The sequence below is a fragment of the Rathayibacter sp. AY1F6 genome (assembly GCF_002932035.1).
Lineage (GTDB): Bacteria > Actinomycetota > Actinomycetes > Actinomycetales > Microbacteriaceae > Rathayibacter.
The window spans coordinates 134,109-147,582 of sequence record NZ_PSVD01000001.1 but is presented as its reverse complement, the minus strand read 5'-3'; the positions used below and the strand labels follow the sequence as shown (position 1 = coordinate 147,582).

Below are 13,474 nucleotides of genomic sequence, written 5' to 3'. Positions count from 1 at the left end.
TCGCTAGGTGATCCCGGACCCCCTCGACGCCTCGCTCGCGCCGCTGATCGGGCCGCGCACGGCGAGCGCGGTCGAGAAGGCCTTCGGGTACCGCACGGTCGGCGAGCTCCTGGGCCACTACCCGCGCCGCTACGCGAAGCGGGGCGAGCTGACGGCGCTCTCGCGCCTCCCCGTGGGCGAGAGCGTGACGATCGTGGCGGAGGTGCGCGAGGTGCGCGAGCGGCCGATGCGCAACCGGCGCGGCACCCTGCTCGAGGTCGTCATCTCGGACGGCTCGGGCACGCTCTCGCTGACGTTCTTCGGACAGCCCTGGCGCGCGGCGAAGCTCCACCGCGGCGTGCGCGGGATCTTCGCGGGCACGGTCTCGATGTTCCGCGACACCCCGCAGCTCACGCATCCCGACTACCGCCTGTTCGACGACGAGGAGGCCGCCGCGACGGAGACGGGAGGCGGTGAGCTCGCGAAGGACTGGGCCGAGCGGCCGATCCCGATCTACCCGGCGACCAGCGCGCTCTCGAGCTGGCAGCTCCAGGCCGCGATCGGCGTGCTGCTGGACGGCTTGCGCGACGTGCCCGACCCGATGCCCGAGCAGGTGCGCGCCGGCCGCTCGCTGCTGGGCCTCGGCGAGGCGCTGGAGCTGATCCACCGCCCGCAGCGGGAGGGCGAGGAGGCGCAGGCGCGCGAGACGCTGCGCTTCCACGAGGCGTTCCTCCTGCAGCTCGCCCTGCTCGAGCGCCGGGCCTCGGCGCGCAGCAGCCCCGCGACCGCCCGCGTGCCCGGCCCCGGCGGGCTGCTCGAGCGCTTCGACGCCGCGCTGCCCTTCGCCCTCACCGGCGACCAGACCGCGGTGGGGCACGAGATCGCCGCCGACCTGGCCGCTGAGAGCCCGATGACCCGGCTGGTGCAGGGCGAGGTCGGCTCCGGCAAGACCCTCGTCGCGCTCCGGGCGATGCTCGCCACGGCCGAGAGCGGCGGGCAGGCGGCTCTGCTCGCTCCCACAGAGGTGCTCGCGGGGCAGCACCTCCGCTCGATTGCGAGGACCCTCGGCCCGGAGCTCGCGGCCGAGCTGGTGCCGACCCTCCTCACCGGCGGGCTGGGGGCGGCGCAGCGCCGTGCGGCCCTCCTCCGGATCGTCTCGGGCACGGCGAAGATCGTCGTCGGCACGCACGCCCTCCTCGGCGACGCGGTCTCCTTCTACGACCTGGGCCTCGTCGTGATCGACGAGCAGCACCGCTTCGGCGTGGACCAGCGGGACGCCCTGCGCCGGAAGGGCGCCACCCCGCCGCACGTGCTGGTGCTGACGGCCACGCCCATCCCGCGGACCGTCGCCATGACGGTCTTCGGCGATCTCGACACCTCGACCATCCGCGAGCTGCCCGCCGGGCGCCCCGGCATCACGAGCCACGTGGTCCCGCTCGCCGACCACCCCGCGTGGATCGCGCGGGCCTGGGAGCGCGCCGAGGAGGAGATCCGCTCGGGGCACCAGGTCTACCTCGTCTGCCCGGCGATCGAGCCGGGGGAGCCCGCCGAGGGCGCGCAGCCGCCCGAGGAGGACGCCGCCGCGCCGCTCACGACCGTCGCGGCCACGCTGGAGGGCGTGCGCGCGCATCCGCTGCTCGGGAAGCGGCGGTCGGCCGCGCTGCACGGGCGGATGACGACGGAGGAGAAGGACGCCGTGATGCGCTCCTTCGCCGCGGGGGAGATCGACGTCCTGGTGTCGACGACGGTCATCGAGGTCGGCGTGGACGTGCCGAACGCCTCGATGATGGTCGTGCTCGACGCGGAGCGGTTCGGGGTCTCGCAGCTGCACCAGCTCCGCGGGCGCATCGGGCGCGGCGGCGTCGCGGGGGTGTGCCTGTTCGTGACGGCGGCGGAGGCGGGGACGGTCGCGCGCGAGCGGGTGGAGGCGGTCGCCGCGACGCTCGACGGCTTCGCGCTCGCCGAGGTCGACCTCGAGCTGCGCCGCGAGGGCGACGTGCTGGGCGACTCGCAGTCCGGCGGGCGCTCGTCGCTCCGCCTGCTGCGGGTGGTGCAGGACGCGGACGTGATCGTGGAGGTGCGGGCGCTGGCCGAGCGGCTCCTCGCGGAGGACCCGTCGCTCGCCGCGCACGACCGGCTCCGTGCCGCGCTCGCGCGCCGCGTGCAGGACCGCGACCGGGAGTTCCTCGCCAAGAGCTAGGCGGTGCCCGCCCGCTACTCTGTCGGCATGGCCCGCATCGCCGTCGTCCCCGGCTCCTTCGACCCCGTGACCCTCGGTCATCTCGACGTGATCGAGCGGGCCGCGCGCCTGGTCGACGAGCTGCACGTCGTGGTGGTGCACAACCCCGCCAAGACGGCGCTGCTGCCGATCGCCCAGCGCGTCTCGCTGATCGAGCAGTCGATCGCGGAGGCCGGGGTCGAGGGGCGGATCGTCGTCGCCTCGTGGAGCATGGGCCTGCTCGTCGACTACTGCACCGACGTCGGCGCGAGCATCCTGGTGAAGGGCATCCGCTCGCAGGTCGATGTGGCGTACGAGACCCCCATGGCGATCGTGAACCGCAACCTCGCGCACGTCGAGACGGTGTTCCTGCTGCCCGATCCCGCGCACGCCCACGTGTCGAGCTCGCTGGTGCGGCAGGTCTCCTCCCTCGGCGGCGACGTCGCCCCCTACGTGCCGCCCGCGGTCGCCGCGTACCTCGCCGCCGGCTGAGGCGCCGCCGATCGTCCACCCGGGCGATCCCGGGCCGTGGACCCGTGCGCCCGCGGCAGCCGGGAGAATGGACCGGTGAGCGAGACGCGCGTGCAGACCTGGGCCCTCGACGGCATCCCGGAGGTGACTCCCGGTGACGACCTGCTCGAGCTGATCCTCGCGGCCGTCGCCGCCGCCGCCGAGGAGGACCGGCCCGCGGACGGCGACATCCTCGTCGTCACGAGCAAGATCGTCTCGAAGGCGGAGGGGCGCGTCGTCCCCGCGGCCGACCGCGAGGACGCGATCACGGCCGAGACCGTCCGCGTCGTCGCCACCCGGGCGCACGGCTCCGGCGTCACCCGCATCGTGGAGAACCGCCTCGGGATCGTGCAGGCGGCGGCCGGAGTCGATGCCAGCAACGTCGCGGAGGGGACGGTCCTCCTCCTCCCCGTCGACCCGGACGCCTCGGCGCGGGCCCTCTGCGCGGGCCTCCGGGAGAGACTCGGCGTGGAGGTGGGCGTGCTCGTCAGCGACACCCTGGGCCGCGCCTGGCGGGTCGGGCAGACCGACGCGGCCATCGGAGCCGCGGGCGTCCTCGTGATCGACGACCTCCGCGGCGGGGTCGACGCCCTGGGGCGCACGCTGGGAGTGACCATGCCGGCCGTCGCGGACGAGATCGCCGCGCTCGGCGACCTGGTGAAGGGCAAGGCGAGCGGACGCCCCGTCGCCGTCGTCCGCGGGCTCGCCCGCCTGGTGACGAGGGTCGAGAGCCCGGGTGCCCGCACGCTGACCCGCACGGGCCCCGACGACATGTTCCGCCTCGGCGCCGACGAGGCCTTCGCCGAGGGCTTCGCGGCCGGAGCAGCCTCGCGCGAGGAGCGCGCGTGACCGGCTGGAGCGCGGTCGTCGTGTTCAAGGGCCGCGGCGGCTCGAAGACGCGCCTCGACGTGCCGGGCCGCGCGGCGCTGGCCGAGGCGTTCCTCCTGGACACGCTCGCCGCCGTGGCCGCCGCGGAGCCGGTGGCGAGCCTTCTCCTGGTCACCTCCGACGCCGGTGCGTCCGACCGCGCACGGGCGGAGCACCCGCAGCTGGTGGTGGTGCCCGACCCGGGGACCCTCGACGCCGCCGTGTCCGGGGGAGCCGAGGCCGCCCTGCACCGCCGGCCGGGCGCCCCGGTGATCGTGCTGACCGGGGACCTGCCCGCCCTGCTGCCGTCGGACCTCTCCGAGGCGCTCGCGACGCGGTCGCTCCCGGCCGTCGTCCCGGACCGTGAGGGGAGCGGCACCACGGCGCTCCTGCTGGCGGCCGGGGCCCTCGTCGCTCCGGCGTTCGGCCCGGGCTCGCTGGCCCGGCACCGCGACGCGGGCTGCGCCGTCGTCGTGCTGCCCGGCTCGTCGACGCTGAGGCTGGACGTCGACACGCTCGCCGATCTCGGAGACGCGGAGGAGGCCGGCGTCGGCCCGCACACCTCCCGCGCGCTGGCCGCAGCGGCCTGACGCGCAGGGAGTCCGGGCCGCGGACGCGATCAGCCGGCGAGCAGCCCCGCCTCGAACGCCGCCGTCAGGCCCGCGTCGATCGCGAGCGGTGCGCCGTCGACCGAGCGGACGGGGATCGCCCGCCGGGTGCTCGACACCAGCCACGCCGCATCGGCACCGGTGAGCGCCGAGACCGGCAGCTCGCGGCGCGACGACGCGAGCCCGCGGCGCTCGCCCAGCGCGAGGACCTGCTCGACCGTCGTGCCGGCGAGCACGCTGTCCGAGAGCGGCGTCGCGAGCACCCCGTCGCCGAGGAGCACCAGGCTCGATGTCGCCCCCTCGAGGAGAAGCCCGTCGCTCGTGCGCCAGACCACGTCGTCCGCGCCCCGGGACGCCGCCTCGCGCAGCGCCGCCCGGGTGACGGCGCCCGAGGTGGTCTTGACGCCCGGGAGCAGCCAAGGCGCGAGCGGACCGCTCGCGTACCCGCGGTCCAGCACGACGACGGCCGCGCCCTTCTCCCGGAGCGCTCTCGAGTCGGGAGTCGGAGTCGCGCGCACGGTGCACCGGGCGGAGTCGCCCGACCCGTGGGCGGCGATGAAGCGGACCGTCAGGTCGTCGACCCGGTCGTGCTCCGCCACGGCGAGGTCGACCGCTCGGGACCAGAGCGGCGCCTCCGGGATCGTCAGCCCGACGGCCCGGGCCGATCCGGCCAGCCGCTCGAGGTGCTCGCCGAGAGCGCGGGGACGTCCGTCGAGGACCGCGACGGTCTCGAAGACCCCGTCGCCGCGGAGGTAGCCCGCCTCGTCGACGCGGACGAGCGGACCCTCCGGGTCGCGGAGGACGACGGCGCCGGAGGTGATCTCGACCAGGACGGGGGTGCTCATCCGCCCATCCTGCCCCCGGCGGGGCCTCAGCGGGGGAGGAGGCCGCTCGCCACGTCGGACGGCTCGACGATCTCGCGCCACGGCTCCGGCCGGAGTCCTGCCGAGCCGAGCACGTCGGCCCCGGCGAGGAGGTCCACGTCGAGACCGGTCAGCTCGCCGATCGCGGCGACGGGCAGCTGGAACGTCCTGAAGCCGCCGAGCGGCACCAGGCCCTCGCGCACCCGCTCCACGAGCTCGCTCTGGTCGAGCAGGTACGCGCTCGTCGCGAGCGTCGATCCGTCCGGGCTCCACGCCGCGATCTTCCAGAAGTGGCGGGGGATGCCCGTACCGCGGTAGACCGGGTCGTCGTCCGCGAGCACGGGCCCGGTGAAGACGCTCAGGCGCGTGCGCCAGGTCTGCGCGTACTCGAGCACCAGCGTCTCGAGCCCGAGCCACAGCTCCTGCGACTGGTTGAAGCCGCTCGCCTGGGGCGCGGCGTTCGTGTAGCAGAAGCTGTCGCGGTTGGCCGCGGCGGCCTCGTCCCGGTCGCCCCAGACGGGGTCGCGGCGGCGGACCAGGTGGCCGCGGTCGAGGTCGTTGCGGGCGTACACCTCCGGCCCGGTCTGCTCGGAGGCGGGAATGCGGTCGTCGAGGTGCCAGTCGTCGCCACGGCCGAGCTCGACCAGGCGCGCGCCGTCGATGTTCACGGCCGTCGAGACGGCCAGGCGCCGCTCCGGATCCAGCAGCACCTCGAAGTGCGTGTACGGCAGGAGCCGCACCGGGCGCTCGACCCTCAGGCGCGGCGCACCCGCGGGGACGCCGAGGAAGTCCGCGTCGAAGCTCACTCCTCGACCTCCGCCGTCGGAGTCGCCGTGGCTGTCGCTGTCGGGGTCGCCGTGGGCGTCGCCGGGGGAGCCTCGGTCGCGGGGACTCCCGTGCCGGTCGGAGCCGGAGCCGGTGCCTGGGTGGCGGGAGCCGGGACCTGCGAGCCGTTGCTGATCAGCAGGGCGATGTCGGAGTAGCGCGCGACGGTCGTGCCCGCGGCCGGGTCGGTGCCCGCCACCACGCCGGCGGGGAGCGACGAGTCGATGGTCGCCCCCTCCTCGACGTCGAAGCCGAGGTCCTCCAGCGCCTCCGTGGCGTCGTCGACCGAGCGGCCGGAGACGGTCGGCACGGCGATCTGGCGGCCGTTCAGCAGGGCGCTGCTGGGCTCCTCGAAGTCGTCCCCGCCGTACTTCTGGTCGGCGCGGGTCATCACCGAGTTCCAGATGTAGTGGCGGATGTTGGAGGCGTACGGGCGGCTCTCGAGCTCCGAGTTCGGGAAGCGGACCTCGCGCATCGAGGTGTGGCCGTCGATGTTGCCCACCCAGACCACGGTCGCGACGCGCGAGCTCGCCCCGTCCATCCAGGTCGACTCCGCGTTGTCGGTGGTGCCCGTCTTGCCGATGTGCTCGATGCCGTCGTCCGGGTCGGACTGGGCGGCCGTGCCGCCGGTGACGACGCGCTGCAGGGCGTAGTTCGCGACCGCCGTCAGCTCGGGGCTGAGGGCCTGGTTGCAGGTGGAGGTCGGCGGCTGGACGGCGGCGCCGGTCGCGTCGGTGATCGAGTCGATGGCGATCGCGGAGCAGGCGGTGCCGTTGTTGGCGAAGCCGGCGAAGGCGGTGACCATCGAGAGGGGGGAGATGAGCGTGTCCGAGCCGAGGACGGCGGACGGCTTGTAGTCGACCTCGCCGCCGTCGGCCGCCTTCACGCCGAAGCCGACCGCGCGGTCGCGGATCGCGCAGAGGTCGAGCTGCTGCGCCATCGAGACGTAGACGGTGTTGATCGACTGCATCGTGCCGGTCAGCACGCTGTAGCTGCCGTTCTCGCTGTCGTCGTTGTTGACCTCGTAGGAGGTGTCGAGCTCGCCGCCCGGCGCGCAGCTGGCGGGGAAGCCCGAGAAGGTGCGCTCGCGGCCGTTGATCGTCTCGTTCAGGGTGCGTCCGCTCGCGAGCCACTGCGCGAGCGTGAACACCTTGTAGGTCGATCCGACCTGGAACCCGGCGGAGCCGCCGTAGGCCGTGTCGGTGTTGAAGTTGACGGCGGAGAAGTTCGCGCCGTTCACGGCGCCGGCCGCGTCGTAGTCCTTGTTCTGCACCATCGCCAGGATCCGGCCGGTGCCGACCTCCATCGAGACGGTCGCGCTGCCGATGTTGGTGTCGAGGGTGGGGACCTTGGGGACGGCGTTGTTCGTCGCGTTCGCCGCGGTGTCCTGCAGGTCGCGGTCGAGCGTCGTGTAGATCTTGTAGCCGCCGCGCTGGAAGTTCGCGAGGCGGGTGTCCGCGTCGTCGCCGAACGCCGGGTCGTTCTGGACGACGCGGGTGATGTAGTCGCAGAAGAAGGCCGCGTTGCCGGCGGTCTGGCAGCCCGTGGGCGTCTGCGTGATCGCGGGGACGACCTCCTCGGCGACGGCGGCGTCGTGGTCGGCCTGCGAGATCTTCCCCTCCTGCAGCATCTGGTCGAGGACGTAGTCGCGGCGGATCTTGTTGTCCGGGATGTTCTCGGGCTGGTCGATCCTGAGGCCGTTGGGGTTGTTGACCGTGGCGATCAGGCTCGCGGCCTGCGCCAGGCTCAGGTCGGCCGCGGTGGTCGAGAAGTAGTACTCGGCCGCCGCCTGGATGCCGTAGACCTGCCCGCCGAAGCCCGCGATGTTGAGGTAGCCGAGGAGGATGTCGTCCTTGCTGTACTTCTTCTCGAGGTCGACGGCGAGCTTCATCTCCTTGAGCTTGCGGCTCGGAGTGGTCGCGGTCGCCTCCTCGTAGGCGGCCTCGGAGGCCGCCTCGTCGGTCGCGCTCAGCGACTCCGCCTTCTGCACGAGGACGTTCTTGACGTACTGCTGAGTGATGGAGGATCCGCCCTGGAGGTCCCCGCCGACGATGTTGCTGAGCACCGCGCGGATCGTGCCCTGCAGGTCGACGCCGCCGTGGTCGTAGAAGCGCGGGTCCTCGGTCGAGACCGCCGCGTCCTTCACGGACTGGCTGACCTGGTCGAAGGCGACCTCCTCGCGGTTCTGCGCGTAGAAGGAGGCGAGCAGCTCGTCCGAGCCGTCGGTGCGCTTGGCGTAGATCTCGGTCTTCTGGGCCAGCTGGCCGAGCTCGAGGTACTCCGGCACCGTCTCGAACAGCCCGATCGGGTTGTTCTCGGCGAGACCGGTGACGGCGAGGGCGGGAGTGACCCCGACCGTGATCAGCAGGCCCCCGGCGAGGCTGGCTCCGACGATCCCGAGGACCCGGGCGAGCACGCCGCCGCGGGCGGTTCCTTGCGCAGACATGGCTACGAGAGTAGGCGACGAGTCTGGATCCGTCGTGCGGCCGCGCTCGGGGGCCCGGATGCCCGCCCTCCCGGCCCCGGGAGCGGCGGCCGCCGGTACGGTGAGCGGGTGACCAGAGCCCGAGCATGACCGCCTCCGCCGACCCCGCCGAGACGCGCCGCCGCGCGGTGCTCGTGGTGGCCGTCCTCGCCTCCTTCGTCGCCTTCCTCGACGGCACCGTCGTCAACGTCGCCCTGCCCGCCATCACCCGCGAGCTCGGCGGCGGGCTCGCGGTGCAGCAGTGGGTGGTCGACGGGTACCTGATCACGCTCGGCGCGCTGATCCTCGTGGCCGGCTCGCTCGCCGACCGCATCGGCCGGGCCCGCAGCATGACCATCGGCCTGATCGGCTTCGGCGTCACCTCGCTGCTGTGCGCGCTGGCCCCCACCGCCGAGGTCCTCATCGTGGCGCGGATGCTCCAGGGTGCCGCCGGCGCGATCCTCGTGCCCAGCTCGCTCGCCCTCATCATCGCGACCGTCCACGGCGCCGCGCAGGCTCGGACCATCGGTGCGTGGACGGCCTGGACCGGCACGGCGACGATCGCCGGGCCCGTGCTCGGCGGCCTGCTGGTGGACGCGGGCTCGTGGCGGTACGTCTTCGCGCTCAACCTGCTGCCGATCGCGGTGACGCTGGTCCTGCTGCGCAGGCTCGGCGCGGTCGACTCGGGGACCCGGGTGCCGATCGACGGCGTCGGCGCGGTGCTCGGGGTGATCGGCCTGGGAGGGCCGGTGTTCGCGCTGATCGAGCAGGAGCGGCTCGGGATCCAGCATCCGCTCGTGCTGACCGCCCTGATCGGGGGAGTCGCCGCCCTCGTCGCGTTCGTCGTGTGGGAGCGGCGAGCGGCGCATCCGATGCTGCCGCTGTCGCTCTTCGCGTCGCGGAACTTCACCGTCGGCAACGTCTCGACGGCGTTCGTCTACGGCGCGCTCTCCTTCGGCTTCTTCGCGCTGGGCCTGTTCCTGCAGCAGACCCTGGGCTTCTCGGCGACCCTGGCCGGGCTCGCGACGCTCCCGCCGACGATCCTGCTGCTCCTGCTCTCGCAGGTCTCCGGGTCGCTGTCGGCGCGGTTCGGCCCGCGGCTCTTCATGGGCGTCGGACCGCTGATCGCCGCGGCCGGGTTCCTCCTGCTCTCCTTCGTCGACGAGGGCGCCGACTACGCCACGCAGCTGCTGCCGGGGATCCTCCTCTTCGGCTTCGGCCTCGCGGTGACGGTCGCCCCGCTGACCTCGACGATCCTCGGCGCGGTCGAGGACGGGCACAGCGGAGTCGGCTCCGCCGTGAACAACGCCGTCTCGCGCATCGCCGGGCTGGTCGCCATCGCCGCGACCTCGCTCGTGGTCGGCGACTCGCTCGACGTCGAGGGCTTCTCCCGTGCCGCCGTCGCGACCGCTGCCCTCCTGATCGCCGGCGGCGTCGTCTCCCTCCTCGGCATCCGCAACCCGGCTCCCGCCGACCGCTGACGACTGCTCGGGGAGCGTCTCCGACCCCCGTCCGGGGTGCGGCGCTCCGTGTTCACGCGGTGTCCGCCGATCCTTCGACGGAACGTGGATGAAATAGTTGTCGCTACATGGAATACTGATCGACGTCGATGCGCTTGCATACATCGGACGGGGACGCTCTCCCCGCGACGACCGTCACACTCGAGGAGAAACCATGACCGACACCGTCACCATCCCCGGCTACAAGGCCGGCACCTGGGTCATCGACCCCACCCACAGCGAGGTCGCGTTCAGCGTCCGCCACCTGATGATCAGCAAGGTCAAGGGCAAGTTCGAGCGCTTCACCGCCACGTTCACCACCGGCGAGAACCCGCTCGACTCCAAGGTCGAGGCCACCGCCGAGGTCGCCTCCGTCAACACCAACGAGCCCAACCGCGACGGCCACCTCCGCACCGGCGACTTCTTCGAGGCCGAGAAGTACCCGGAGATCCACTTCGTCTCGACCGCCGTCCGCCCGAACGGCGACGACTTCCTCGTCGACGGCGAGCTCACCATCAAGGGCACCACCAAGCCCGTCACCTTCGAGGTGGAGTTCGGCGGCTTCGGCACCGACCCCTACGGCAACTACAAGGCCGGCCTCACCGCCAAGGCCACCATCGACCGCACCGACTTCGGTCTGACCTACAACGCGGCCCTCGAGACCGGTGGCGTGCTCATCGGCGAGAAGGTCACCATCACCCTCGACCTGCAGGCCGCCCACCAGGCGTAGTCCGAGCCGATCGACCGGAGCCGTCCCTCCCCCCGGGGAGCGGACGGCTCCGTCGTTCCCGGAGCCGGTCCGGGATCAGAGGATGCCGAGCTCCGTCAGCTGCTCGGAGATGCCCGCGCCGTCGGGCGCGAAGACCCAGGTCGTGCCGCTGGTCAGGGAGCGGTCCTCGGCCTTGGAGCGGCCTCCCGCGAGCACCGCCTCGCCGGTGGAGAGCTGGCGGATCGCGATCGCCGCGACCTTGTCGGGGTGCTCGTCCGCGAAGTCGGAGTAGATCTCCTCGTCGTGCTGCCCGTCGTCGCCGACCAGCAGCCAGCGCACGTCCGGGAACTCGGCCGCGAGTCGGCGGAGGTTCATCTCCTTGTGCTGCTTGCCGCTGCGGAACCAGCGGTCGTGCGTCGGGCCCCAGTCGGTCAGGAGGAGCGCTCCGGCCGGGTACAGGTGCCGCGAGAGGAAGCGGGTGAGCGCCGGGGCGACGTTCCACGCGCCGGTGGAGAGGTAGATGACCGGGGAGCCCTCGTACTGCCGGGCGAAGCGGTCGAGGAAGACCGCCATGCCGGGCGTGGGCATCCGGGCGTGCTCGTCGAGCACGAAGGTGTTCCAGGCGGCGACGAAGGGGCGGGGGAGCGCGGTGACCATCACCGTGTCGTCCACGTCCGACACGACGCCCAGCCGCGACTCCGGACGCACGATGAAGACGGGCGCCTCGACGGGCTTCGAGCCCGCGGTCGAGAAGGTGATGGTGTGCCAGCCGGGCTCGAGCGTGATCGGGAGGTCCGCGTCGACGACTCCGCCGCGGTCGGCCGTCACCCGGTGGGTCTGCCCGTCGGCCTCGACGGTCACGACGGCCCCGCTCACGAAGACGCTGGTGAAGCTCCGCCAGCCGCGCACGCCCTCGACGGGGCGGACCTCCTCGACCCCGGGAGGGGTCGGCCGCGTGTAGAGGACGCGGGCCAGGACGCGCAGCTGCGTCGTCGAGCCGTAGCCGGTGTAGGGGATGACCCTCGGGACGTAGCCCTTGCGCTTCACGCGCCTCATCCGGAAGGAGTGGAGTCGGTCCTCGAGGCGGGCGGCGCGGTGCATGACCTCCGCCTTGCCTGCGCTCAGGGGCTTGCTCTCGGGCGTCAGCGGCATCCACCCAGTCTGTCAGACCGGATGCCGGACCGCGGATCGCGCTCTCACGCGACCGTCAGGCTCCGGTGGGCTCGATCAGCTCGGGGCCGTTCGCCGAGACGGAGCCCACGGCCGCGCCGACGCCGTGCACCTCGAGCTCCTCGGCCAGCTCGGCCGCGCCCTCGGCGGCCGCGCGCAGCAGCTCGCCGTCCCCGGGGGACGCCGGGTCCAGCCAGTCCTCGATCAGCTCCGGCTGCAGCAGCACGGGCATCCGCTCGTGCACCTCGGCGAGCGGCCCGGCGGAGGGGCGGGTGAGGACCGTCGCCGAGAGCAGCCACGGAGAGCCCGGCTGGGCCGAGCGCCACCACTCGTAGAGACCGGCGAACAGGAGGAGCGAGCCCTCGCCCGGCGAGACGTAGACGGGTGCCTTCGCCCCGTCCGCGCCGACCCGCCACTCGTACCAGCCCGAGGCGGGCACGATCGCGCGCCGGGAGGCGTAGGACTCGCGGAACGACGGCTTCTCGGCGACGGACTCGATCCGCGCGTTGAACAGCGGCGGCCCCGCGGACGGGTCGGCGGCGGAGCGGGGCACCAGGCCCCAGCGGGCTCCGGCGAGCCGACGCCGCGGCGGGCTGCCCTCCTCGACCCCCTTCATCGACTCCGCGACGACAGCGATCCGCTGGGTCGGCGCGATGTTCCAGGACGGCTCCGGAAGGTCGGCGCCCGGCTCGTCGATGTCGAAGAGCGCCACCAGGTCGGCGGTGGTCTGCGAGAGGACGAAGCGTCCGCACATGGTTTCTCCCGGGTGGATCGGACCCGCGGAGCCGTCGCCCTTCCGGGGGCGCGAAACACGAGGGACTTTCGATGAGACGACCCCGACCGGCGGTCGCCGTGCGTACGATTGTAGGAACCACGACCGAAGGAGCCCGCCGTGCCTCTTGGAAACCTCGTCGATCGACCGTTCGGTGAATCGTCCCAGGTCCGCAACGAGCCGGTGCAGGTGCGCAGCGCCGCCCGTCTCGCCTCGCTGCTCGACGCGGCGGCCGCCGTCGTCGACGAGGTCGGCTTCGACCGCCTGACCACGGCGATGGTCGCCGAGCGCGCGGGAGCCGCGATCGGCACGGTCTACCGCTACTTCCCGGACCGCATCGCCGTCCTCCAGGCGCTGCGCGAGCGGGCTCTCGAGCGCTTCCGCCGCCGCGTCATCACCGAGATCCGCGACACCCACCCGGGCAACTGGTGGGGCGCGGTCGACTGCGCGATCGACGCCTTCTGCGAGATGCACCGCAACGAGCCGGGCTTCCGCTCCATCCGCTTCGTCGACACGATCCACGCCCCCGAGGTCGCGGGCGAGGCGTTCGAGGCCGGCTTCTTCGCCCGCCGCTTCGCCGAGATCCTCGCGTCCGAGTACGGCCTCCCGGGCGGCGCGCAGCTGTCCTTCCGCCTCGAGGTGACCATCGAGGTCGCGGACGCGCTGCTCACGCGGGCGTTCCTCATCGACCCCAACGGCGACCAGCGCTTCATCGACGAGAGCCGCTCGCTGCTGCGCCACTACATGACCTCGCACTACGGAGCCGTCGAGGAGTCCTGACCGGCTAGGACTGTCAAGGCCCTAGTCGCTCCCGGAACATCCCGCAACACTTCGCGGTCCGGGTTGGCAGGCGGCTGCTATTGGTGTTTTCCTTGCCGCCTGGCCCCGTTCGGGGCCGCGGGCCGTGCAACGGCCGGACGCGCGGAGCGAGAGCGGGCACAGTCGTGGACCAGGGACAGATCGGCGAGCACACCGCCGGACGGCGGGCGG

At 73.2% G+C, this 13,474-nt stretch carries 12 protein-coding genes; 7 read left to right on the top strand and 5 right to left on the bottom strand.

Translation table 11 applies throughout. The features are described from left to right. Positions 1–7 precede the first annotated feature (7 nt). The 4 genes from C5C44_RS00690 to cofC all read left to right on the top strand — a co-directional run bounded on the left by C5C44_RS00690 (position 8) and on the right by cofC (position 4,164). Positions 8–2,179 (top strand): ATP-dependent DNA helicase RecG, encoded by a 2,172-nt coding sequence (locus C5C44_RS00690; RefSeq protein WP_374953965.1) that lies wholly within the window; start codon positions 8–10, stop codon positions 2,177–2,179. A gap of 27 nt (positions 2,180–2,206) precedes the next feature. Then, complete coding sequence (gene coaD / locus C5C44_RS00685; protein ID WP_104223138.1) at positions 2,207–2,689, top strand: pantetheine-phosphate adenylyltransferase; 483 nt, start codon at positions 2,207–2,209, stop codon at positions 2,687–2,689. A 75-nt stretch (positions 2,690–2,764) separates the two neighbouring features. Next, positions 2,765–3,556: a coenzyme F420-0:L-glutamate ligase gene (locus tag C5C44_RS00680; protein ID WP_258066594.1), complete on the top strand. Its 792-nt coding sequence runs from the start codon at positions 2,765–2,767 to the stop codon at positions 3,554–3,556. Continuing rightward, positions 3,553–4,164, top strand: a complete 612-nt coding sequence (cofC, locus tag C5C44_RS00675) for a 2-phospho-L-lactate guanylyltransferase (protein ID WP_104335081.1) — start codon at positions 3,553–3,555, stop codon at positions 4,162–4,164. Before C5C44_RS00680 ends, cofC begins: the two co-directional genes overlap by 4 nt. 29 nt (positions 4,165–4,193) lie before the next feature. Here the strand turns inward: cofC and C5C44_RS00670 are convergent, their stop codons facing one another. From C5C44_RS00670 to C5C44_RS00660, 3 genes are read right to left on the bottom strand one after another with little or no spacing between them, the layout of a single operon-like run. Further along, complete coding sequence (locus C5C44_RS00670) at positions 4,194–5,027, bottom strand: aminotransferase class IV (RefSeq protein WP_104335080.1); 834 nt, start codon at positions 5,025–5,027, stop codon at positions 4,194–4,196. A gap of 26 nt (positions 5,028–5,053) precedes the next feature. Then, positions 5,054–5,851, bottom strand: a complete 798-nt coding sequence (locus C5C44_RS00665) for a DNA/RNA non-specific endonuclease (RefSeq protein WP_258062225.1) — start codon at positions 5,849–5,851, stop codon at positions 5,054–5,056. After that, positions 5,848–8,316, bottom strand: a complete 2,469-nt coding sequence (locus C5C44_RS00660; RefSeq protein WP_104255131.1) for a transglycosylase domain-containing protein — start codon at positions 8,314–8,316, stop codon at positions 5,848–5,850. Before C5C44_RS00660 ends, C5C44_RS00665 begins: the two co-directional genes overlap by 4 nt. A 125-nt stretch (positions 8,317–8,441) precedes the next feature. Between C5C44_RS00660 and C5C44_RS00655 the strand changes: the two genes are divergently transcribed. Then, on the top strand, positions 8,442–9,815 hold the full coding sequence (locus tag C5C44_RS00655) for a DHA2 family efflux MFS transporter permease subunit (protein WP_104326777.1): 1,374 nt from the start codon (positions 8,442–8,444) through the stop codon (positions 9,813–9,815). A gap of 193 nt (positions 9,816–10,008) precedes the next feature. After that, positions 10,009–10,563, top strand: a complete 555-nt coding sequence (locus C5C44_RS00650) for a YceI family protein (RefSeq protein ID WP_104223105.1) — start codon at positions 10,009–10,011, stop codon at positions 10,561–10,563. 75 nt (positions 10,564–10,638) lie between these two features. On the opposite strand, the gene C5C44_RS00645 is transcribed toward C5C44_RS00650, so the two are convergent. Both C5C44_RS00645 and C5C44_RS00640 read right to left on the bottom strand, forming a co-directional pair. After that, on the bottom strand, positions 10,639–11,694 hold the full coding sequence (locus C5C44_RS00645; RefSeq protein WP_244230626.1) for an App1 family protein: 1,056 nt from the start codon (positions 11,692–11,694) through the stop codon (positions 10,639–10,641). 55 nt (positions 11,695–11,749) lie between these two features. Beyond that, positions 11,750–12,466: an SOS response-associated peptidase gene (locus tag C5C44_RS00640; protein ID WP_104246545.1), complete on the bottom strand. Its 717-nt coding sequence runs from the start codon at positions 12,464–12,466 to the stop codon at positions 11,750–11,752. 138 nt (positions 12,467–12,604) lie between these two features. Between C5C44_RS00640 and C5C44_RS00635 the strand changes: the two genes are divergently transcribed. Further along, positions 12,605–13,264 carry a TetR/AcrR family transcriptional regulator gene (locus tag C5C44_RS00635; protein WP_104223107.1) on the top strand — a complete coding sequence of 220 codons (660 nt, stop codon included), beginning with the start codon at positions 12,605–12,607 and terminating at the stop codon, positions 13,262–13,264. The last annotated feature ends 210 nt before the right edge of the window (positions 13,265–13,474 follow it).

Bases quoted from the DNA above. Each gene is read 5' to 3' on its own strand.
- C5C44_RS00660 (WP_104255131.1), bottom strand. From the start codon at position 8,316: ATGTCTGCGCAAGGAACCGCCCGCGGCGGCGTGCTCGCCCGGGTCCTC.
- C5C44_RS00670 (WP_104335080.1), bottom strand. From the start codon at position 5,027: ATGAGCACCCCCGTCCTGGTCGAGATCACCTCCGGCGCCGTCGTCCTC.
- coaD (WP_104223138.1), top strand. From the start codon at position 2,207: ATGGCCCGCATCGCCGTCGTCCCCGGCTCCTTCGACCCCGTGACCCTC.
- C5C44_RS00655 (WP_104326777.1), top strand. From the start codon at position 8,442: ATGACCGCCTCCGCCGACCCCGCCGAGACGCGCCGCCGCGCGGTGCTC.
- C5C44_RS00640 (WP_104246545.1), bottom strand. From the start codon at position 12,466: ATGTGCGGACGCTTCGTCCTCTCGCAGACCACCGCCGACCTGGTGGCG.
- C5C44_RS00645 (WP_244230626.1), bottom strand. From the start codon at position 11,694: ATGCCGCTGACGCCCGAGAGCAAGCCCCTGAGCGCAGGCAAGGCGGAG.
- C5C44_RS00650 (WP_104223105.1), top strand. From the start codon at position 10,009: ATGACCGACACCGTCACCATCCCCGGCTACAAGGCCGGCACCTGGGTC.